General features: G+C 62.7%; 17 protein-coding genes. 6 read left to right on the forward strand and 11 right to left on the reverse strand.

The genetic code is table 11. The features are described 5' to 3' along the window. Window positions 1-6 precede the first annotated feature (6 nt). Genes araG through ACQRBV_RS25145 form a run of 6 tightly spaced genes read right to left on the reverse strand, consistent with a single transcriptional unit; the run spans window position 7 to window position 7,347 of the window. Entirely contained in the window at window positions 7-1,509 is a 1,503-nt protein-coding gene (araG, locus tag ACQRBV_RS25120; protein WP_411984739.1) for an L-arabinose ABC transporter ATP-binding protein AraG, read from the reverse strand. Continuing rightward, on the reverse strand, window positions 1,506-2,510 hold the full coding sequence (locus ACQRBV_RS25125) for a substrate-binding domain-containing protein (RefSeq protein WP_090371954.1): 1,005 nt from the start codon (window positions 2,508-2,510) through the stop codon (window positions 1,506-1,508). The genes araG and ACQRBV_RS25125 overlap by 4 nt, the downstream gene beginning before the upstream one ends. A gap of 38 nt (window positions 2,511-2,548) precedes the next feature. Then, window positions 2,549-3,412, reverse strand: coding sequence for an SMP-30/gluconolactonase/LRE family protein (locus tag ACQRBV_RS25130; RefSeq protein ID WP_411984676.1), 864 nt, complete (start codon window positions 3,410-3,412; stop codon window positions 2,549-2,551). A gap of 16 nt (window positions 3,413-3,428) precedes the next feature. Continuing rightward, window positions 3,429-5,009: an aldehyde dehydrogenase (NADP(+)) gene (locus ACQRBV_RS25135; protein WP_411984677.1), complete on the reverse strand. Its 1,581-nt coding sequence runs from the start codon at window positions 5,007-5,009 to the stop codon at window positions 3,429-3,431. A 10-nt stretch (window positions 5,010-5,019) separates the two neighbouring features. Then, on the reverse strand, window positions 5,020-6,009 hold the full coding sequence (araD1, locus tag ACQRBV_RS25140) for an AraD1 family protein (protein ID WP_411984678.1): 990 nt from the start codon (window positions 6,007-6,009) through the stop codon (window positions 5,020-5,022). Window positions 6,010-6,024: 15 nt separating this feature from the next. Beyond that, the gene (locus tag ACQRBV_RS25145; RefSeq protein ID WP_090371963.1) at window positions 6,025-7,347 is read right to left on the reverse strand and encodes an MFS transporter; all 1,323 of its coding nucleotides are present in this window, start codon (window positions 7,345-7,347) and stop codon (window positions 6,025-6,027) included. Between the two features lie 191 nt (window positions 7,348-7,538). Here ACQRBV_RS25145 and ACQRBV_RS25150 point away from each other — a divergent pair, with 191 nt between their 5' ends. The 4 genes from ACQRBV_RS25150 to ACQRBV_RS25165 all read left to right on the forward strand — a co-directional run bounded on the left by ACQRBV_RS25150 (window position 7,539) and on the right by ACQRBV_RS25165 (window position 13,163). Next, a complete protein-coding gene (locus tag ACQRBV_RS25150) occupies window positions 7,539-9,275 on the forward strand; it encodes an IlvD/Edd family dehydratase (RefSeq protein WP_090371965.1) in 1,737 nt (578 codons plus the stop codon). A 48-nt stretch (window positions 9,276-9,323) separates the two neighbouring features. Next, window positions 9,324-10,046, forward strand: coding sequence for a FadR/GntR family transcriptional regulator (locus tag ACQRBV_RS25155; RefSeq protein WP_060756387.1), 723 nt, complete (start codon window positions 9,324-9,326; stop codon window positions 10,044-10,046). A gap of 609 nt (window positions 10,047-10,655) precedes the next feature. After that, on the forward strand, window positions 10,656-11,672 hold the full coding sequence (locus tag ACQRBV_RS25160) for an alpha/beta hydrolase (protein ID WP_060756388.1): 1,017 nt from the start codon (window positions 10,656-10,658) through the stop codon (window positions 11,670-11,672). Window positions 11,673-11,735: 63 nt separating this feature from the next. Continuing rightward, window positions 11,736-13,163, forward strand: a complete 1,428-nt coding sequence (locus tag ACQRBV_RS25165; protein ID WP_411984679.1) for a mechanosensitive ion channel domain-containing protein — start codon at window positions 11,736-11,738, stop codon at window positions 13,161-13,163. Window positions 13,164-13,181: 18 nt separating this feature from the next. Here the strand turns inward: ACQRBV_RS25165 and ACQRBV_RS25170 are convergent, their stop codons facing one another. Further along, entirely contained in the window at window positions 13,182-14,105 is a 924-nt protein-coding gene (locus ACQRBV_RS25170) for a LysR family transcriptional regulator (protein WP_060756390.1), read from the reverse strand. Between the two features lie 328 nt (window positions 14,106-14,433). Between ACQRBV_RS25170 and ACQRBV_RS25175 the strand changes: the two genes are divergently transcribed. Beyond that, on the forward strand, window positions 14,434-14,868 hold the full coding sequence (locus ACQRBV_RS25175) for a helix-turn-helix domain-containing protein (RefSeq protein ID WP_411984680.1): 435 nt from the start codon (window positions 14,434-14,436) through the stop codon (window positions 14,866-14,868). Window positions 14,869-14,899: 31 nt separating this feature from the next. Here ACQRBV_RS25175 and ACQRBV_RS25180 read toward each other — a convergent pair whose 3' ends face one another. After that, window positions 14,900-15,475, reverse strand: a complete 576-nt coding sequence (locus ACQRBV_RS25180; protein ID WP_060756392.1) for a flavodoxin family protein — start codon at window positions 15,473-15,475, stop codon at window positions 14,900-14,902. Between the two features lie 320 nt (window positions 15,476-15,795). Between ACQRBV_RS25180 and ACQRBV_RS25185 the strand changes: the two genes are divergently transcribed. Beyond that, window positions 15,796-18,591 carry an ATP-binding protein gene (locus tag ACQRBV_RS25185; RefSeq protein ID WP_411984681.1) on the forward strand — a complete coding sequence of 932 codons (2,796 nt, stop codon included), beginning with the start codon at window positions 15,796-15,798 and terminating at the stop codon, window positions 18,589-18,591. Here ACQRBV_RS25185 and ACQRBV_RS25190 read toward each other — a convergent pair. From ACQRBV_RS25190 to ACQRBV_RS25200, 3 genes are all read right to left on the reverse strand, one after another. After that, window positions 18,538-20,034: an ATP-binding protein gene (locus tag ACQRBV_RS25190; RefSeq protein ID WP_090371981.1), complete on the reverse strand. Its 1,497-nt coding sequence runs from the start codon at window positions 20,032-20,034 to the stop codon at window positions 18,538-18,540. The two genes, ACQRBV_RS25185 and ACQRBV_RS25190, sit on opposite strands and share 54 nt — an antisense overlap. A 178-nt stretch (window positions 20,035-20,212) precedes the next feature. Beyond that, a complete protein-coding gene (locus ACQRBV_RS25195) occupies window positions 20,213-21,163 on the reverse strand; it encodes a GlxA family transcriptional regulator (protein WP_198763100.1) in 951 nt (316 codons plus the stop codon). 223 nt (window positions 21,164-21,386) lie between these two features. After that, window positions 21,387-22,283, reverse strand: coding sequence for a LysR family transcriptional regulator (locus tag ACQRBV_RS25200; protein WP_104993289.1), 897 nt, complete (start codon window positions 22,281-22,283; stop codon window positions 21,387-21,389). Window positions 22,284-22,346 lie beyond the last annotated feature (63 nt).

Below are 22,346 nucleotides of genomic sequence, written 5' to 3' on the forward strand. Positions count from 1 at the left end.
GTTCTCTCAGTTCGCCAGGCCGCGCGGCAGGGCCAGCTGCAGCAGGTTGGATTCAGTCGCGTGCTCGCGGATTTGTTCGCCGCGCATGGCGCCTTCGCACAGCACCAGGATGCGATCGGAGATGCCCATGACTTCCATCAAGTCGCTGGACACCACAATCACCGCGATGCCCTGGGCCGCAAGGTTATGGATGATCTGGTAAATCTCGGCCTTGGCGCCGATATCGATGCCGCGCGTGGGCTCATCCAGCAGCAGCACTTTCATCGGCATCGACAGCCAGCGGCCGAGAATGGCCTTCTGCTGGTTGCCGCCGGAGAGGTACAGGATTTTCTGCGCCGCATTCGGCGTCTTGACCTTCATCGCCTTGATCTGCTGGTCGGCGTTGCCTTTTTCCCAACCCTCGCGCAGTAACCAGCCAAACCTCGAATGCGCACCACGGGCACTGATGTTGATGTTCTCGGCCACGCTGGACAGCGGGATGATGCCTTCCTTCTTGCGATCCTCCGGGCACAGCAACACCCCGGCGGCAATCGCGTCGCGAGGCGAGCGCAGCGGCAATGGCTCACCACAGAGTTCCAGCGTGCCGGCGCTGGCACGCTCCAGGCCGCTGAGCAGGCGCAACAGCTCGGTGCGCCCGGCCCCGACCAGCCCGAACAACCCAAGAATCTCGCCTTTGCGCACCTCAAAACTGATCGGCTCGCGCAAGCCCGGGCCAAGCAGGCCGTCGACCTTGAGCGCCACCGCGCCCTGTTCGCGCGCACGGTAGTCGTAGATATCCTGGATATCGCGCCCGACCATGCAGGTCACCAACTGGTCGTGGGTCAGCGCACGCATGTCGTTGAAGGTGCGCACGAAGCGGCCGTCCTTGAACACGGTCACCGCGTCGCAAATACGGAACACCTCTTCCATGCGATGGGACACGTACAGCACCACTTTGCCCTCATCGCGCAAGCGCGCAATGATCGCCATCAAGCGGTCGATCTCCCGCGCCGACAGGCTGCTGGTCGGCTCGTCGAAGGCAATCACATGGGCGCCACGGGACAGTGCCTTGGCGATTTCCACCAGTTGGCGCTGGCCCAGCGACAGGCGTCCCAGCTTTTCGTCCGGGTCGATTTCATCGGCCAGGCCCTTGAGGCACGCCAGCGCCTGCTTGCGCAGTTGGCCTCGATTGACCACGCCAAAGCGCGTCGGCAAATGCCCCAGGAACAGGTTCTCGGCCACACTCATTTCCGGCACCAGGTGCAACTCCTGGTGGATCACCGCGACACCACTGGCAATGCTATCGGCGGCGCATTTGAAGGCCATGGTCTGCTCGCCGATCTGCACCGTGCCGCTGCTTGGGATGTAGGCGCCGCCAAGGATCTTCAACAGGGTCGACTTGCCTGCGCCATTCTCGCCCATCAAGGCGTGCACCTGCCCCGGGTGGGCGGTGAAGCAGATGCCGTCCAGCGCCTTGACCCCGGGAAAGGTCTTGCCGATACCGTCAAACCGCAGGGCCGCAGCCATCATTTCCACAGCCCGATCTTGGTCAGTTCTTCCTTGAAGTTCGCACGGGTGATCAGCGTCACTTCGTCCATGGCGGTGTACTTAGGCGGCTCGGTACCTTTGGTGACCCACTCGTACATCATCAGCGCGGTGTTGTAACCCTCGATGTGCGGGCTGGGCAGCATGGAGCCGAAGAAGCCGCTGTTGGCCTTCTTCAATTCGCCGATGGCGTCGGTGCCGTTGATGCCGATACCGATCACGTTGGCGGCGGCAAACCCTGCGCTTTCGGTGGCGCGCACGCCGCCGAGCACGGTGTTGTCGTTCATGCCGCCGATGATCAGGTTCTTCGCGCCGCTGGGCAGCTTGACCAGGGCCGAGTTGGTGGCGTCCATGCTGCCGGGAACGTCGAGCGTCTTGAGCGCGGCAGTGAGGATGTGGTCCTTGGGAATGCCGGCTTCTTCCAGGGATTTGATCGAACCATCGGTACGTTTTTTACCGGTGTCGAGCTCGTTGAAGGTATTGATCACCGCATAGGTGTCTTTCCAGTCCCAGCCGCGTTTTTTCGCTTCGGCAGCCATCGCGGCGCCCTGCTTCTGGCCCACTTCGAAGGCCGCCATGCCCAGGTACGGCACGTCTTCCATGAAGTTGCCCTTGGCATCGACAAAGCGATCATCCACCGCAATCACTTTCAAGCCGTTGGCCTTGGCCTTGGCGACAATCGCCGGGCCGAGGGAGACATCCGGCGGGCAGATCACAAAGCCCTTGGCGCCGTTGGCGGCCAGGCTGTCGATGGCCGAGAGGGTTTTCTCGCCGTCCGGCACGGCGATCTTGATCACGGTAAAACCGTGTTCCTTGCCGGCCTTCTCGGCAAACGCCCATTCGGTCTGGAACCACGGTTCTTCGGCCTGCTTGACCAGAAAACCAATCTTCACTTCTTCAGCGGCCAGCAGCAGGCCACTCAGGCTCAGGGCCGAGACCGCCACCGCGGTGCAGCACAGGGAACGGATACCACGACGAAGATTCATACGGGTGACTCCTTATTGTTGTTTTCAAGTCTGGTTGTTTAACCGGCAAAGCGGTGACAGGGTGTGCCTGGCACGTCGACCTCGATGGCCAGCAGCGCACCATCCAGGGGATGATCCAAGGGGCTGGCGGCACTGGTGATATACAGGGTGGTCAGGTTCGGCCCACCGAAGACACAACTGGTGGGCCGGCTGACGGGTAACTCGATGATGCGGTCCACCTCCCCCGTGGGCGTCAGGCGCAGCAGGCAACTGCCGTCCCAGCGTGCGTTCCAGAGGTAGCCTTCGGCGTCCATCGCCGAGCCGTCCGGGCCGCCGCGGCTGTGCGGACCGAACCAGACCTGTGGCGCTGCCAACTGGCCGTCGGGCTGGATCGAATACTGGTAAAGCGTACCGTCCAGGCTGTCGCCAAAATGCACCTGGGTGCCCTCCTCGTTCCACAGCAACGTGTTGGGAATGCCCAGGCCCCGCAGCAACGGCGTGACCTGTGCATCGGCGTCGATACGGAACAGCCCGCCGGAACGCCGGGTAATCGGCAGGTCTTCACCGTGTTCGCCGATATTATTCTGCATGGTGCCCAGCCACAGGCGGCCCTGGACATCGCAGCGCGCTTCATTGCCACGGTTGCCCGGCTGCGTGTCGGCCACACAGAGCAGCGTCAAGGCTTCGGTGCTCAGGTCCAGGCGATACACGCCACTGCTCAACGTCACCAGCGCGTCGCCACGGGCACACGGGATAAACGCCGAGACGTGCTCGGGCAGCTGCCAGATCTGCAACTGCCCGTTCATCAGGCGCAGTGCCTGTTTGCCGGCAATATTGACCCAATACAACGCCTGGGTCGGCACGTCCCAGAACGGGCCTTCGCCCAATTGTGCACGGTGTGCAGTGACCGCATGACACGACATGGAACCTCCGGGTGCCTTACAGCGAATCGCGCGATGGCGTGCTATTCACCAGGCGCTGGATACGCAATGGGTTGGCGTTTTTCAACGCGTCGGGCAGCAGGCTATCAGGGTAATTCTGGAAGCACACCGGGCGCAGGAAACGGTCGATGGCCAGGGTGCCGACCGAGGTGCCACGCGCATCGGAGGTCGCCGGGTACGGGCCGCCATGCACCATCGAATCGCACACTTCCACGCCGGTCGGGTAGCCGTTGAGCAGGATGCGCCCGACCTTCTGCTCCAGCAGCGGCGTGAGCGCAGCGAACTGGTGCAGGTCGGCCGGCTCGCCAATGATCGTCGCCGTGAGCTGACCCTGCAGGCCGTGCAAGGCGGCGTCGAGTTGCGCCGGATCGGCCACTTCGACAAACACCGTGGTGGGGCCGAACACTTCTTCCTGCAGCACTTCATCGCCGCCGATCAGCAAGCGGGCATCGGCCTTGAACAACTGCGGCTGCGCCTGGTTGCCGGTTTGGGCATTCCCCGCCAGGTGTTGAATACCCGGATGCGCCAGCAGCTTTTGCAAGCCTTTGCCGTAGCTGCCAAGCGTGCCGGCGTTGAGCATGGTCTGCGCCGGTTGCTCACTGATCAACTGCGCCACCTGCCGGGTGAACGCGGTGAACGCCGGCGAAGCGATGCCGATCACCAAGCCAGGGTTGGTGCAGAACTGGCCGCAGCCTTGCACCACCGAGGCGGTCAGGTCGCGGGCGATGGTGTCGGCACGCGCTTGCAGGGCCTCGGGCAACACGATCACCGGGTTGATACTCGACATCTCGGCGAACACCGGGATCGGTTGCGGGCGTGCCGCCGCCATATCGCACAGGGCACGCCCGCCTTTGAGCGAACCGGTAAACCCCACCGCCAGGATCGCGGGATGCTTGACCAGCGCCTCACCGACGCCACCGCCAAAGATCATATTGAACACGCCCGCCGGCATTTCGGTGGCCTCGGCCGCGCGAATAATTGCGTTGGCCACCTGTTCAGCCGTAGCCATGTGCCCGCTGTGAGCCTTGAAGACCACCGGACAACCGGCCGCCAACGCGGCGGCGGTGTCACCGCCGGCCGTGGAAAACGCCAGCGGAAAGTTGCTTGCACCGAACACCGCGACCGGGCCCAGGCCGATGCGGTATTGGCGCAGGTCCGGACGTGGCAATGGCTGGCGATCCGGCAAGGCCTTGTCGATGCGCGCACCGTAGAAATCACCACGGCGCAGCACGCTGGCGAACAGACGCATCTGGCCGCTGGTACGTGCGCGCTCACCCTTGATACGGGCGGCGGGCAATGCGGTTTCGCGACACACCAGCTCAACGAAGTTGTCGCTCAGCGCGTCCAGCTCATCGGCAATGGCGTCCAGGAACTGTGCACGACGTGCGGCACTCAAGGCACGGTAGGCCGGATAAGCTTGCGCTGCGGCCTGGGCGGCGGCGTCGACTTCCTGCGCAGTGGCCTGGTAGAAATCCTGCGGCAAGGCTTCGCCGGTGGTGGCGTCGATGCTTTGCAGCTTGACGCTGCCGTTGCCGCTGCGTTGGCCGCCGATGTAGTTGTGGCCGAGGAACTGGGTCATGTCGATCTCCTTAAAGGGGCACTACTTGGCCGGGTTCGAATGCCGCGTCAACGCTGCCGACGCTATTGACCAGCGGTGCGCCGAACTCGGCCTGGCTGATCTCGAAGACATCGCCCGGTTGGGTACGTATACCGTCGGCAAATGACAGCGTGGCGGTGCCGAAGAAATGGATGTGCACATCGCCAGGCTTGAGGAACTGCCGGTATTTGAAGTGGTGGTACTCGAGGTTTTCCAGGCTGTGGCACATATTGGCCTCGCCGCTGAGGAACTCGTTCTGCCAGATCACCTCGCCATTGCGCAGGATGCGGCTGGTGCCGGCCAGGTGCTGGGGCAACTCACCGACTCGCAACTCCGGGCCATAGCTGCAACTGCGCAGTTTGGAATGGGCCAGGTACAGGTAGTTCTTGCGCTCCATCACGTGGTCGGAGAACTCGTTGCCCACCGCGAAGCCCAGGCGATACGGCCGGCTGTCCGGGCCGATCACATAGAGGCCGCCGATTTCCGGTTCTTCACCGGCGTCTTCGGCAAATGGCGGCACCGCGAAGGCCTGGCCCGGACGCACGACGATGCTGCCATCGCCCTTGTAGAACCATTCCGGTTGCACACCGGCCTGGCCGGCGGGGGGGTTACCGCCCTCCACGCCCCACTTGAAGATGCGCATGGTGTCGGTCAGTGCGCTGTCGTCACCGGCCTGGTGCATTTTGTCGCGTGCGGCGGCGCTGCCCAGGTGGGTCAGGCCGGTGCCGCTGATAAGCATATGGGCCGGGTCCGGATGGTCCAGCGGGGGCAGGATCTGCTGCCCGGCCAGCAAGGCCGCGTAGTCGTGGCTGGCGCCCAGGCCGAGGCTCTCCACCTGCTGCTGCAACTTGACGCCCGCCTCGATGGCGGCCAGCGCCAGTTCTCGCACGCTGTGGGCCGTCCGCACTTCGCGCAGTTGATGGCCGTCCACTACGCCGACGCGGCGCTCACCGTTGTGCAACTCGAACTGAACTAAACGCATGAAGCTTCTCCTCCATTAAGTACGGGTGGCGCCACGGGCGCTGGCGGCGAATTGGTCGGCGGGCAGTACATGCTTGAGTTCCAGCAGGCGGTAGACCACGCCGGTCAGCAACAACCCGAACACCATTACGCCAGACAGGAAGTACAAGCCCGAGGCCAGGTTGCCGGTGTACTCCTTGAGCGCACCAATCACGAACGGGCCGATATAGCCACCGAGGTTGCCCACCGAGTTGATCAAGGCAATCCCCGCTGCCGCGCTGGCGCCGGCAAAGAACCGCCCCGGCAAGGTCCAGAACACCGCCGTGCAGGAAAACAGCGCGAACGCCGCCAGGCACAGCGCCGCCATTTGCAGCACCGGCAGACTCAGCCAGGCACTGCAGAACAGGCCAATGGCTCCCAACACATAAAGCACCGCGAGATGGCCGTAACGGTCGTTCAAGCGGTCGGAACTGCGCGGGATGATCAGCAGGCCGATGATGCCGAACACATAGGGCACGGCCGAGATGAAACCGGTAACCAGATCAGTGCCACCGAACTGTTTGATCAGGGTCGGCAGCCACAGGCCCAGGCCATAGATGCTCAGGGTGACCGGCAGATAGAACAGCGCCAGCAGCAACACGCGCTTGTCTTTCAAGGCGTGCAGTGGGTTGCCGTGACGGGTCTGGCCGTAGGCTTGCAAGTCTTTGGTGAGTTCACCGGTCAACCAGGCCTTCTCGTCGTCGCTCATCCAGCTGACCTGACGGGGACCGTCCGGCAGGTAACGCAGCACCGGCCAGGTCAGCAGCAGCGCCGGCGTGCCGATCACGATGAACAGCCACTGCCAGCCGTGCAGGCCGAGCAGGCCATCCATGCCCAGCAGGCCACCGGAGACCGGGCCGGTGATCATCATCGCGATGGGTTGGGACAGGATGAACAGCCCAAGGATCTTGCCGCGATGGCGTACCGGAAACCACTGGGTGATGTAGTAGAGCACGCCCGGAAAGAAGCCCGCCTCCGCCGCGCCCAGCAAAAAGCGCATCACATAGAAGCTGTGCGGGCCTTGCACGAAGGCCATGCCGATCGTGATCGCGCCCCAGGTCACCATGATGCGCGCAAACCAGCGGCGTGCGCCGAAGCGGTCGAGCATCAGGTTGCTGGGGATCTCGAACAGGAAGTAGCCAATAAAGAACAACCCGGCACCCAAGCCATAGGCGGCGTCGCCGATGCCGACATCGGCGCCCATGTGCAATTTGGCGAAGCCCACGGCGGAACGGTCCACGTAGGCGATCAGGTACAGCAGGATCAGGAAGGGAATCAATTTCAGCGTGATGCGCCGAATAAGCCGCAGTTCCTGGCTCATGGGTCGATCTCCGATTGTTGTTTTTATAGAAGCTCGGGGGACACCTCTCGCGAACATCCGCCAGGGTCATACCTCAGTTGAGACAAACTATATAGTATGACTATTTGCAAAACAACTCTTCCAAAGCAGGGTTTTTACGCTTATGTTTAGCCGCAGATAGAACATATAGTCATACAATAAGAGAATCGATCATGTCTGATAAAAAGCCCGGCCTACGCTCCGCCCAGTGGTTTGGTACTGCCGACAAGAACGGCTTCATGTACCGCAGCTGGATGAAGAACCAGGGCATTGCCGACCATCAGTTCCATGGCAAACCGATCATCGGCATCTGCAATACCTGGTCGGAGCTGACCCCGTGCAACGCGCACTTCCGCCAGATCGCCGAGCACGTCAAACGCGGCGTGATCGAGGCCGGCGGCTTCCCCGTGGAATTCCCGGTGTTCTCCAACGGCGAGTCGAACCTGCGCCCGACCGCCATGCTCACCCGCAACCTGGCGAGCATGGATGTGGAGGAAGCCATTCGCGGCAACCCCATCGACGGCGTGGTGCTGCTGACCGGCTGCGACAAGACCACCCCGGCCCTGCTGATGGGAGCGGCCAGTTGCGACGTACCGGCCATCGTGGTCACGGGTGGGCCGATGCTCAACGGCAAGCACAAGGGCCAGGACATCGGCTCGGGCACCGTGGTCTGGCAGCTCAGCGAACAGGTAAAGGCCGGTACCATCAGCCTGGATGATTTCCTCGCGGCAGAGGGTGGCATGTCGCGTTCGGCGGGCACCTGCAACACCATGGGCACCGCGTCGACCATGGCCTGCATGGCCGAGGCGCTGGGCACGTCGCTGCCCCACAACGCGGCAATACCGGCCGTGGATGCGCGGCGTTACGTGCTGGCGCATATGTCCGGCATGCGCGCCGTGGAGATGGTGCGCGAAGATTTGAAACTGTCGAAGATCCTCACCAAGGAAGCCTTTGAAAACGCGATTCGTGTGAACGCAGCCATCGGCGGTTCGACCAACGCCGTGATCCACTTGAAAGCCATCGCCGGGCGCATTGGCGTGGAACTCGACCTCGACGACTGGACCCGCATTGGCCGTGGCATGCCGACCATCGTCGACCTGCAGCCGTCGGGGCGTTTTCTGATGGAGGAGTTCTATTACGCCGGCGGCCTGCCCGCCGTGCTGCGCCGTCTGGGTGAAGCCAACCTGATCCCGCATCCGAATGCCCTGACCGTGAACGGTAAAACACTCGGCGAGAACACCCAGGACTCGCCGATCTACGGCCAGGACGAGGTCATCCGCACGCTCGACAATCCGATCCGCGCCGACGGCGGTATCTGCGTCTTGCGTGGCAACCTGGCGCCATTGGGTGCAGTCCTCAAGCCTTCGGCCGCCAGCCCCGAGCTGATGCAACACCGAGGCCGCGCGGTGGTGTTCGAGGACTTCGATATGTACAAGGCACGCATCAACGACCCGGAGCTGGACGTGGATGCCAACTCGATCCTGGTCATGAAAAACTGCGGCCCCAAGGGTTACCCAGGCATGGCGGAAGTCGGCAACATGGGCCTGCCGGCCAAGCTGCTGGCCCAGGGTGTCACCGATATGGTGCGCATCTCCGACGCACGCATGAGCGGCACCGCCTACGGCACGGTGGTCTTGCACGTCGCACCGGAAGCCGCAGCCGGCGGGCCGTTGGCTGCGGTGCAGGAAGGTGACTGGATCGAACTCGACTGCGCCAACGGCCGCTTGCACCTGGACATCCCCGACGCGGAGCTGGCAGCGCGCATGGCCGACCTCAAGCCCGCGCAGAAGCTGATCGTCGGTGGCTACCGCCAGTTGTATATCGACCATGTGTTGCAGGCCGACCAAGGCTGCGACTTTGACTTCCTGGTGGGTTGCCGTGGCGCTGAAGTCCCACGTCATTCCCACTAATTGGGATGCTATGATGCCGCGAATCTAAGTCAGAGCATCCCTGTCGTTATGGATCACCAGCCGCCCAAACCGCGCAAGAGCATGCATGCCCAGATCGTTCAGGACTTGGGCATGCACATCGTTTCCGGCCGCTTCAAGCCCGAAGAAAAACTGCCCCTGGAAGCCACGCTCTGCGAGGAATACAAGGTCAGCCGCTCGGTGTTGCGGGAGGCCACGCGAGTACTCAGCGCCAAGGGCCTGGTGTATTCCAAGCCGCGGGTCGGCGCGGTGGTGCGGCCGCGTGTGAAATGGCACCTGCTCGACCCGGACGTGTTGTCCTGGCTGATGCAGTCCACGCCCCATAGTGAGTTTTTCAACACCCTGGCCGGTGTGCGGCGCATTCTCGAACCGGAAATCGCCGCGATGGCCGCGACCACCGCCACCGTCGAGGACATCGCCACGATCGAGGAGGCCTACCGTGGCATGGAGACCGCGCAGACTCACGAACAATTGCTGCAGGCCGACCTGGATTTTCACCGGGCCATCGCCGACGCCACGCGCAACGATTTGCTCGCCTACATGTGCAACATGCTGTCGCTGCCGTTGCGCGAGTCGATCAACATCACCAACCGACGCCCGGATATCCAGGGCCTCAGCCTGCCCCGGCACAAGGCGATCCTCACCGCGATCCAGAACCGAGACGCGCTCGGTGCCCGGCATGCTTCGCTGGTGCAGCTGGATGACACCCGTGTGGCGCTGGATACCGTGATGAATGTGTTGACGCCGTTGTAGGGTCGTTGCTCGCCTCTTTCCCTATCTAAAACTCTGGTGCCGGGTTGGCACTTATGGCGAGGGAGCTTGCTCCCGTGGCGGCCTATGGGCCGACCGGGATGCTGGAGTGGACCGAGTACATATCCATTGAAGTGGTAACGGCGGCTTAGGGTTCCGCTCTTACAGCGGGTCACTTTGGAAAGGAGCCCCAAAGTAACCAAAGGGCTCCTGCCCCACCACTCGGCACCTCGCTCAGGCTCGGTGTGCCCGAACACAGGCTTGAATCCGTGGGCCGCCGTCATGGGCCATCCCTGGCCCAGGACGGCTAACCCGGCGTCCTGCCGGGTTACCCTCGGATTCAAGCCTGCGTTCGGCCAGCGTGGTTTGACGGGGCGCTAAAGATCAAAAGCAAGATCAAGATCAAAAACGCAGCGGGCGCGGCCTTATAAAGCCGTCTTCGAATAAGCTCATTGTCACATTCTGATTGACAGTTAAACGGCTTCCAGCCGCTTTTTCACTTTCGAGCGCCTCATTAATCTGTGCTCACGGTGTTGCTGAGACCTGAACCCAGCGTCACAGCAGCCCGATCCCACGGCATAAAAACTCGAACGTTTGAAAAAGGAATTAATCATGAGCCTCAAGAAAACCCTCACCGCTTCCCTGCTCGCCCTGTCCATCGGCAATGCTTTCGCCGCCGGCAGCCCTGGCGTCGAACACAACACCCAGGCGTTCCTCGACGCCCTTGCCGCCGGCGGTGGCAAACCGCTGGAGCAACTGAGCCCGAAAGATGCCCGCAGCGTGCTGACCGGTGCCCAGGCGTCGGTGAAGGTCGATCTGTCGGGGGTTGAGGTCAGCGACAAGGCGATCCAGGTTGACGGTCAGGTGATCAACCTGAAAGTGGTGCGTCCGGCCAAGGTCAAGGGCGAGTTGCCAGTGTTCATGTTCTTCCACGGTGGCGGTTGGGTGCTGGGCGACTTTCCGACCCACCAACGCTTGATTCGTGATCTGGTGGTGGGCTCGGGCGCAGTTGCCGTGTACGTCGACTACACCCCGTCGCCGGAAGCTCATTACCCGACCGCGATCAACCAGGCCTACGCCGCCACTCAATGGGTGGCCGAGCACGGCAAAGACATCGGCGTCGACGGCAAGCGTCTGGCGGTGGCCGGCAACAGTGTCGGCGGCAACATGGCAGCGGTGGTGGCGTTGAAAGCCAAGGAACAGCACACCCCGGCCCTGCGCTTCCAGTTGCTGATGTGGCCGGTGACCAACGCCGGGTTCGAAACCGCCTCGTACCAGCAGTTTGCCGAAGGCCACTTCCTGACCAAAGGCATGATGCAGTGGTTCTGGGACAACTACACCACCAACCCGGCCGAACGTGCACAGATCCACGCATCCCCCCTGAATGCCAGCACCGAACAGCTCAAGGGCCTGCCTGCCGCGCTGGTGCAAACCGCCGAGTTCGACGTGCTGCGTGACGAAGGCGAAAGCTACGCCCGCCACCTCGACGCGGCCGGTGTACCGGTGACGGCGGTGCGCTACAACGGGATGATTCATGACTTCGGCCTGCTCAATCCGCTGAGCCGGATTCCGGAAGTCCAAGCGGCGGTACGTCAAGCCGCAGCCGAACTCAAGACGCATCTGAACTGAGTCCGACCTCTCGCCACACCTCAGGGTGTGGCGAGTTTTTTTGTACCCGCCGGAGTGCAATCCATGAGCCTTTTCCTCACCCACCCGTTGTCCTGGAGCGCCCTGCTGCTGGTGCTCGACGCGTTGCTCTGGCATCTCGCCCCGTTCACGCACCGCGCCTCGCGGATCGGCGTGCGCCTGCTGTTGTTCGTGGCGTTCAGCGCGCTGGTGATCAATACCGGCGTCAGCCCGTTGCAGGCGCCGTTGTTTGCCGATGACCGGGTTGCGCAACTGGGCGCTACGGCGTTGGGAATACTCTGGTGGCTGTACGCCGCACGGGTGCTGACCGAAGTGGTCGGCCTGATTCTGATGCGGCGCATCGGGCACAGCGGTCGGTTGTTGCAGGACGTGATCGGCGCGTTGGTGTTCCTGGCGGCCATTGTCGCCGCCGCCGGGTATGTGCTGGAGCTGCCGGTCAAAGGCTTGCTCGCGACCTCCGGGGTGGTCGCCATTGTGGTCGGCCTGGCGCTGCAGAGTACGTTGAGCGACGTGTTCTCCGGCATCGTGCTCAACACCACCAAGCCCTATCAGGTAGACGATTTCGTGATGATCGACGGCGTCGAAGGCAAGGTGCTCGATATCGACTGGCGTGCCACCCATCTGCTGACCAGCGCCGGCACCCTGGCGGTGGTGCCTAACTCGGTGGCGGCCAAGGCCAAGATCGTCAACCTCAGCCGCCCCACCAACCTGCACGGCGTGTCGATCAGCATCAAGGTGCCGAATCACGTGCGGCCGCGCCGGGTACTCGATGCCCTCGACCGGACGCTGCAAGGCAGCAGCAGCCTGTTGCTCAACCCGGCGCCGAAAGCGTTGCTCAAAGAGGCGGGAGAGGAAATGTCCGAATACGTGGCCAGCGGTTTCATCGCCGAACTGGCCAGGAAAGGCGACGTGCGCAACCAGTTGTTCGACCTCGCCCATCGGCATCTTGAGGCGGCGGGTATCTCGCGGCATCCGGACGGTGTGATCGAACCCTCGAGCCGCGCCCGTGCGTTGCTCGATGAGGTGAAGGTTTTCCGCTCGCTCAGCCATGAGGAGCGTGACCGCCTCGCCGAATCAATGGTGCCGCAACAATACAGCGCCGGCCAGGTGGTGCTGGATCTGGACGAAGTGCCGGACAGCCTGTTTGTGATTGCCACCGGTATCGTCAGTGTCAGCGTGTCCGACAGCAATGGGCTGGCCGAGGCCGGTCGCATGGGGCCGAGCGAGGTCATGGGCGAACAGAGCATCCTTGCCGATACACCGTCCCAGGCGACCTTCACCGCGCTGACCTCCTCGATCATCTACCGTCTCGACAAGCAGCTGACCCGCCAGTGCATGGCGCAGCGCAGCGAGGTCGGCCAGGCGTTGAACAAGTTGCAGGCGGTACGGCAACAGAACAGTCGGCTGGCGTTGATGGCTAAGCCCGTGCCGGTCAGGAAAGGCGGTTTCCTGGGCTGGTTGCAAAAACGCTGACCCCGCTTTCAGCCGGATCTAGGGGGTCGCGATATCCAGGGGTTGCGACATGAACTGACTGATCCGCGAACGTAACCAGCGCTCTGCCGGATCGTTATCGTGAACGCCACTCCAGGCCATCGACAGTTGCGCCGCATCGATGGGAAACGGTGGGTCTTCGGCTCGCAGGGCGCAACCTTCGACCAAGGCGCACGCCGCGTAGTCGGGCACGGTGGCGATCATTTCGGTACCGGCGAGCATCGCCCGCAAGCCACTGAACTGCGGAACCCCCAGCACCACGCGCCGGGCACGCCCGACCTTGGCAAGGTCAAGGTCGATGTTGCCGCTCAGGTCGCCCGAGAACGACACCATCGCGTGGGGGCGCTGGCAGTACTCATCGAGCGTCAGCTCACCAGGCCGGTCATCCCCGCGCAACACTTTGCAGGCAATATCACGCAACCGCTTGCGCTTGGCGTTGGCCGGCAAGTCGGTGGTGTAGCTGACCCCCACGGAGATCTCCCCCGAGGCGAGCAAGGCCGGCATCAACAGATAATTGGCCCGGCGCACCACCACGACAATGCCCGGCGCCTCCTGCTGCAACTGGCGCAGCAACGGCGGGAACAGACCAAATTCGGCATCGTCCGAAAGGCCTATGCGAAACACATCGCAGCTGGTCGCCGGGTCAAACTCCTTGGCCCGGCTGACGGCACCCGAAATGATGTCCATCGCCGGTTGCAGCTCTTTAAGAATCGCCAACGCTCGCGCCGTCGGCTCCATCCCGCGACCATTGCGCAACAGGAGCGGGTCGTCGAACAAATCGCGCAGGCGCCCCAGCGCAGCACTCACCGCAGGCTGCCCCATGAACAGCTTCTCAGCCACACGGGTCAGGTTCTTTTCGAACATCAGGGCCTCGAAAATCACCAACAGGTTCATGTCCAGGCGGCGCAGATCATTACGGTTCATAGGCACAGTCCCATTGTGTGTTGAGCCAGGTACGCCTCAGTCGAACTTCACTCGAGCATCGGCGCTCTTGCCGCCCGCCGGTAAAACCCGCGTTCGATAGGCTCCGGCGAAATACGCGCAATTATGCACGCGTTTTCGGCGCAAGAAATTGCAGCAATGTGCTCAATGGATGCTGTTGCACAGGCAGGGAATTAACAACGTTTAACTCGCCAACCACCGACCCGCGCCCAAAAATGAAGCCCTCTGTGCAGGACTGTTTTCTAACGCGGGAAGCTGCTGAGCCATCGCGCAGTGCGCCAGCGCGCTCCCATCGATACGGATATTTGCCATGGCCCACGCTCAGTACAACGCCGTCCGTGTATCAACCACTCAAACGCGCGTCCCGGCCACCGGAGGCCTTTCTCCCTGGCGGGAAAGCCTGGTCAAGAAATTGATCCTCGAAAGGTTGAGTGAAACGCTGGAAGTCACCGAACTCGCTCGGGCCTGCGCCCTGTCGCGCAGTCATTTCTCTCGCGCCTTCAAGTCCAGCACCGGCTTGTCGCCCCAGGACTGGATTCGTTGCCAGCGCATCCTGCGCGCCAAGCAACTGATCCAGGACACCGACCTGACCTTGACGCAAATCAGCCTGGAGTGTGGCTTCTGCGATCAGGCGCACTTCTGCCACATGTTCACCCGCAGCGAAGGCATCACGCCGTTCGCCTGGCGCTGCCAGGCCGTACGGGCCCTGCCTGCCTCTTTAGCAGCGCAAGCCGCTCACTGCTGAGCTGAGCCTTGTGGGGATGGGACGCGATGCATCAACCCGACGCAGGGTGCATGCGTTCGGCCAGGCGCGCCACCCGCTCCCCCAGGTGAGCGGCGGTGCAGCGATCTTCGGCAGGTGGCGCATGGTCCGGGGACTGCTCGACATTTGATTGAGCCATGACCCCCAGCGAGCTGCCCAGACGATTCAATTGCCCATCGAACCGGCCAACGCTGGAGCGCGCCGGCAACAGGTCGAGGCCGACCCAGATCATCGAGTGCTGGGCGGCGAACACGGCCATCTGCAGCAAGGTGTTGAGTTTGTCGCCACACAGGCAACCGGAGTTGGTGAACCCGGCAGCCAGCTTGTCGCGCCAGGGTTGCGCCAGGTAGAACGACGCGGTGGCCTCCATGAAGGCCTTGAAGGACGCCGACGCGCTGCCCATGTAAGTCGGAGCGCCGAAGATGATCGCGTCGGCGCGGTGCAGGCAGTCCCACTGCTCGTCCACCTCCTCGACCGGAATCAGCCGGCACGTACTGCCCGAGTGCCGCTCCACCCCCTGAGCCACCGCTTCGGCGATAACCCGCGTATGGCCATAACCGCTGTGATAGACCACCACCACGTCGCTCATTCCAGCCTTCTCCTGAAGTGTCCATCCCTTTTGCTGCACGAGCACAAAAACCAGTGCCTTCGGTTGATGGACTGGAAGCCTTGGATTTTTGGGTGTAAACCAGACGCAGGACGAGTTAAACGTTGTTAATTCTCAGGGGTGCGCCAAAAGCCGCGACTCAGCCTTTTGTCAGCGCAGCCCCAGTCGATACGGCACGGGTGAACGGCACCACAAACGCCGCCGGCAACGTATACCCGGTACCGCCGCGTTGCGCTGCCGCAAAAAACTCAGGAACATGCTCGGATACCCGGTGATAGACGCATGCAGGCAGGAGTGACCCGTTGACCCTTTCCCCCGAACAGGCTGTACATTTCGGCCCTTACCGGGTTTACCCCGGACAACGCCTGGTGCTGGAGGCCGACCAGCCCCTGCGCCTGAGCCGGCGCGCCATGGACATTCTGTTGATCCTGCTGGAGCACGCCGGGGATCTGGTCAGCAAGCAGCAGTTGATCGCACGGGTCTGGCCCAACAGCGTTGTCGAAGACATCAATGTGCGTGTGCATATCGCGGCGCTGCGCAAAGCCCTCGGCGACGGTCAAGCCGGCCAGCGCTATATCGTCACCGTGGCCCAGCGGGGTTACAGCTTCGTCGCGCCGTATTCGCTGGCGCCTGCCGAACAACGCCCGCCGAGCAGCGGCCAGGGGCAGCGCGGGCATAACTTGCCGATTCGTCACACGCGCCTGGTGGGTCGCCAGGCCTTGGTTGACAGTCTGGTAACGCAATTGCCACGCCAGCGTTTCATCACCCTTGTCGGCCCTGGGGGGATCGGCAAGACCAGCGTGGCGCTGCGCGTCGCGGAACAGCTGATCGGTCGCTACCGGGACGGCATTCGCCTGTTGGACCTGGCCTCGATCAGCGATCCCGCGATGATCGCCAACCACCTGGCGACGCTGCTGGAGCTGTCGTTGCACGACGCCGAGCCGCTGAGCGCGCTGACGACCTTCCTGCATGAACGGCACATGCTGCTGGTCCTCGATAACTGCGAGCATCTGATCGACGCGATTGCGCTACTCAGTGAAAGCCTCCTTCGCGGGGCGCCCGATGTGCACATTCTGGCCACCAGCCGCGAGAGCCTGCGGGCCGAAGGCGAATTCGTGCAGCGCCTGGAAACACTCGACTGCCCGCCGCCCATCGCTGCGCTGGAGCGCTCCCAGGCCCTGGGCTTTTCGGCAGTGCAACTGTTCGTCGAACGGGCAATGGCCAGCCATGACAGTTTCGAACTGAGCGATGACGAACTGCCCCTGGCGATCGAGATCTGCCGCCGCCTGGACGGTATTCCGTTAGCGATCGAACTGGCCGCCGCACACGTGAACAGCCTCGGCCTGAGCGAACTGTTGAAGCAACTGCAAGGCAGTTTTCGCTTGTACGCACAGGGCGGCCAGACGACCCTGGGCCGGCATCAGACCCTGCGCGCAACACTCGACTGCAGCTTCGAGCTGCTGACGCCCTGTGAACAGATCAGCCTGCGCCGACTGAGTGTATTCAGGGGCAGTTTCACGCTGGAGGCCGCGGCGACGGTGATTGTCGGAGAGCAGCTCGAACCCCACGCGGTGCTAGGCGCGATTACGCAACTGGTGGCCAAGTCCCTGCTGAACGTGGAGGTCGGTGACGAGCAGGTATTCTACCGTCTGCTCGACACTACCCGCAGCTATGCCCTGGAAAAACTCGACCAGGCAAATGATTTGCAGGGCACCCTGCAACGCCACGCCGAGAGCTGCCTGGCCTTGATGCACCAGGCCGGCAACGATTGGGAGCAGGTCCAGACCGAGGTCTGGATCGAGCGCTACGCGCGCCACCTGGAAGACATCCGCGCGGCCCTGGATTGGGGTTTTAACGCGCAAGGGCCACAGACCGTGGCGATCCAGCTGGCTTCGGTGTCGACGCCCCTCTGGCAGGAACTGTCGCTGCTCAAGGAGCACGGTGTCTACGTGCGCAAGGCCCTGGCCCTGCTCCAATTGACGCCCGCGCCCTGCCCCCGCCTGAAAACGGCCCTCAACCTCGCCCTCGGCAGCGCCTGCTACCACACCCAAGGGGGCACCGCCGAAACCGTCGAAGCCTTTGTAAGCGCCCGAACCCTGGCCGAAAGCAACAACGACCTGGCCGGCCAGCTCCGGGCCGTGTCCGGGCACATGGCGGTCAACCTCAGTTGCGGCAACTATCAAACGGCCCTGGAACAGAGCCTGCAATTCGATCGCCTGGGCGTGCAAGGCAACGCCGCCGTTTCCCTGAGTACCCAGCGTTTGCAGGTGCTGGCCCTGCACTTTGCCGGTGACCAGCACCAGGCACGCCAGCGCGCCGAACAGGTCCTCCAGTGCATGGCCCAGAGCGGGCACCTCAATCGCTTCACCCATGGCTTTGGCATCCAGTACGACCAGAGCGTCGCGTCCCTGACCATTCTGGCGCGGATCCTCTGGTTGCAGGGCCTTCCCGAAACGGCCTGGCAGACTGCCCGGCAGGCGTTGGACATTGCCGTCCAGATCGACCACGGCACGTCCATCTGCTACACGCTGGCGCTGTCCGGGTGCCTGATCGCGCACTACAACGGTGACCGCCAAACGGCCCGCGAGCTGTTGCGCCTGCTGCTCGAACAGGCACAAAAGCACTCGGTGCTGCTGTTCTATAACTGGGCCCGGCAGTATGCGCAGGTGCTCGATGCCGAGGGCGCACATCCGACCGCGACAGCCGGCAACGGGCTGATCCATGAAATCATGGTCACCCTGGATAGCGGTTTCGTCGATGACGCCTTGCTGGCACGCGCCGAAAACGGCGCTGCCGGTTGGAGCACCGCGGAAATCCTGCGGGCCAGAGCGAATGCCCTGCTTGCGCAAAACAGCCAGAGTGCTGCCGAGACGGTGCTGCTCCAAGCCCTGGAAATTGCCAGGGCCCAGGGGGCACGGGCGTGGGAACTGCGCACGGCGACATCCCTGGCCGAGCTTTGGCAGCGTCAAGGACGCCTGCAACAAGCCCACGATTTGCTGGCGCCCCTCTACAACGCGTTTACCGAAGGCTTTGCCACCCCGGACCTAAGCAAAGTCCGTCGCTTGCTTGACGAGTTGCAACAACACCGGCTTGCCTGAAACCCAGCGTGCCCGGCTGATGTAGCCGGCATAACGCACTTCAAACACGCGCTGCAGCCCGCTCAGTTCCAGTTTTTCCAGTACGTAAGTGCGGGTGGTGTTGAGGAACCGATAACGGGTGATGCCATTGCTTTGTTCTGCGGACAACAGCGATTTATGCACCAGCCGGTCTATCACTTCGACGAGGCTGGCGGGCCGCAGCACCGCACAGCTGATGACGCCGATGGCTGCGTCCAACGTAAAGGCTATCTTGAACACCGCCAGCCCTTGCAGGACGGTCTGTTCCAGCGGGCTCAGGCGCTGATAGCTCCAGTCCAATGCGGCCTTGAGTGTCTGATGCCGCGCGACGGCGGTGCGCCGGCCCTGGGTCAGCAATTGAAAACAGTTATCCAGTTGCGCGCGCAGCCCAACCAGTGCCAGCGCATCGATCTGCGCCGCCGCCAGCTCGATGGCCAGCGGCAGACCGTCGAGGCGCCGACAGATTTCCCGCACGGCCGGGAGGTCCTGTTCACGCAGAGTAAAGCCCTGTTGGCGGCTACGGGCACGGCTGACAAACAACTGCACCGCCGAATAGCTCAGGGTCTCGCCGACACTGTGCAACGCCGACATCGGCGGCACCGCCAGGGCCGGCAGACACTGCACCGTCTCCCGCGCAGCCCGCAGCGGCTCGCGGCTGGTGACCAGGATCGATAACCGTGGCGCCGCAGCCAACAGGCTCTCCACATGCTTTCGGCAGCATTCGAGCCAGTGCTCGCAATTGTCGAGCACCAGCAAAGCATGCCGTTGCGCCAGCGCCTTCCCAGCCACGTCCAGTTCGAGCGTCTGGCCCAGATAATCGACGAGCCGCGCCGGATCATCGAGTGCCGCCAGATCCACCAACCAGACGCCATCGTCATAGTGCTGCAACAACAGTTCGGCCACGCGCAAAGCCACCGTGGTCTTGCCAATGCCGGCGGGGCCGACCAGTGTCATGAAACGGCAAACCGGCAACTGCCGGACCACGCTGCCCACCAGCGAATCCCGACCGATCACCGGCGTGATCCGTACCGGCAGGTTGTGTCGGGGTTGCTCAACGGTCTCGATCGAAACCGGCAGCCCGTCCGGCTCGCGTTGCACCGGGGCGACAAAGCAATAACCGCGCTGGGGAACATTGACGATGTAGCAACAGCCGTCCTGGCCATCGTTGAGGGCCCGACGCAGGGCGGCGATGTGCACGCGCAGGTTGATTTCCTCGACCACCGAAGTCGGCCAGACCTGGGCAATCAATGCCTCCTTGCTGACCACGTCGCCCGCGTGGTCGACCAGTACCTGGAGGATATCCAGGGCCCGCCCGCCCATACGCAGCGGCCGATCACCGTGCAGGATCAGCCGTTGACGCGTGTGAAACACATACGGACCAAACCGCAACACCGCACTGTTGTTTAAATCGCTGAGTCTGTTCATGCACATTCAGTGCGCAAAACCCGGCCCGACTCGAGATAGCGCATTGCACGAGTTCGCCCAGGCTCTCGCATCTCCATTGCCAAGAGTTCATAAACATCTTGGCAGACACCCGTGACGGGACAACCGCCCTGGAGGGAGCGTCACGGCCATCCCGGTGCGCAGGACGGACAACCGCGCCTCAGCTGAACAGTTCGCGGTACTGGGCGGGTGTCAAGCCGAGTTTTTCACCGAACAGAAAACGCATGTGCCGCACGCTGCCGAAACCACTCTTGTAGGCGACGGTCTTGAGCGGCAGGTCGCTGGTTTCCAGCAGGCTGCGGGCCCAGTCGATCCGCGCGCTTTGCAAAAACTCCATGGGCGTCATGTTCACTTCACGGGCAAACACCCGGGCGAAATGTCGCGCACTCATATTCGCCAGGCTGGCCATGCGTTCGACGCTAAAGGCCTCATCAATGTGTTCGAGCACATAGTTCTGCACCCGGGCTACCGGCGTTTCCGGCGGCGCCACGGCGGGCATCAACGGGCTGAACTGCGCCTGTCCGCCCTGGCGCTTCATCACCACCAGCAAGACCTTGGCCACGTCCTGGGCAATTTTCTTGCCGTGGTCCTGGGCGACCAGCGCCAGCGCCAGGTCGATGCCGGCGGTGACCCCGCCGGAACTGTTCAGGTTGCGATCCTGCACGTAAATCTGATCGGTCTTGACGATTGCCTTGGGGAACGCCCGAATCAACCGCTCCGTGTAATGCCAGTGAGTCGTCACCTGATAACCGTCGAGCAAACCGGCATGCCCCAATATGAACGCCCCGGTGCAGATCGAGCCATACCTGGCCGACCGGCCGACCGCGCCCTGCAGCCAGTCGAGCAACGGCCGGTGTTTTCCGTTGTAGGCCCCCGGGCCGCCCGGCACCAGCAACAGGTCATAGCTGTCGCCGGCCTGGTCTATGTGCACGTCGGCCTGAACATTGACGCCATTGGAGGCGCGCAAGGCGCCATGCTCGGTGCCGATCGTCAACAGCTGATAATGATCGGCCGCCGCCAGATAACGATTGGCGATGGAAAACACTTCCATGGGCCCGGCCATATCGAGCAGGAGAAAGTCTGGAAACAGCACCATTGCCACGGTTTTCATGGGTTGGAAATCACTGATGTCAAAGGAAATAGGAGACGTGGGTCAGCACTGACCATTATGGCCAATTGCAACGTGAAGGAAACGTGAACCCACGCACACTACTGTCAACCTTGGCGAGACAGTATTTCGATTTCAGCTTTGATCGTAAATGGCTCGCGCTACCGCGCAACCCACCCGCCAGTCTTGCGCTGGCTGGCAGAAACCGTACGCCAGATGAAGGGCGTTAGCCGAGGATTTCCTCAAGGAATGCGATAAACACATTGATACGCCGCGAGCCACGGTGGTTAGGCAGGTACAGCGCATTGATGCCGGTGCTGGCGGTGCCGGGATTGACTTCATACTGTTCCAGCACGCGGGTCAGATGGCCCCGGCCGACATCGTCACGCACCAGCCAGTCGGCCAGTAGCGCCACCCCGCCACCCGCCAATGCCGCTTCACGCAGGATGTCGGCGTTGTTGCTTTGCAAGCGCCCCTGCACGCTCAGGCGCAAGGTGTCCTCGTCGCCCTGGAACGTCCAGTCGTGGTGCGCCGCGCCATAGTCAAACCGCAGGCACTGATGGTTGAGCAGGTCATTGGGATGCAGCGGCAGCCCGGCCTGCGCCAGGTACTCGGGACTGGCCACGACCCAACGCTGGAAATCCCCGATCTTCTTGCTGACGACGTCCTCGTTGACCATCGAAGAACCGAGGCGCACAGACACGTCGATGCGCTCGCTGATCAGGTCGCTGACCCGATCGCTCAACGATAGGCTGATCTCCAGGCCCGGATGACGCTCAAGCAGACGCCCCAGGTGAGGCGCGATAATGCGTCGCCCGAACTCCACCGGGACGCTGGCACGCAGGTGCCCCTGGATCTCGGTGCCACGGTCGGCGACGGTGGCATCGGCTTCGTCGACGGCGTCGAGAATCACCACGGCCTTTTCGAAATAAGCCTGCCCCGCAGCCGTGACACTGGTGTTGCGTGTGGTGCGATTAAGCAGGCTGGCGCCCAAGGCACTTTCCAGGCCGGCCACCTGGCGCGTCACCGAAGACGTCGAGAGACCAAGCTTGCGCGCCGCTGATGAGTAGCCGCCACACCGCACGGTTTCAACGAACATCTTCAGCGCCAGCAATTTGTCCATCAGCCAATTCCGAACAAAAAAACAAGCGAACCACTATGCCCAAGCGTGCATGGAGTGTCTTGC

Source organism: Pseudomonas sp. R11F (genome assembly GCF_050312575.1).
GTDB lineage: Bacteria > Pseudomonadota > Gammaproteobacteria > Pseudomonadales > Pseudomonadaceae > Aquipseudomonas > Aquipseudomonas palleroniana.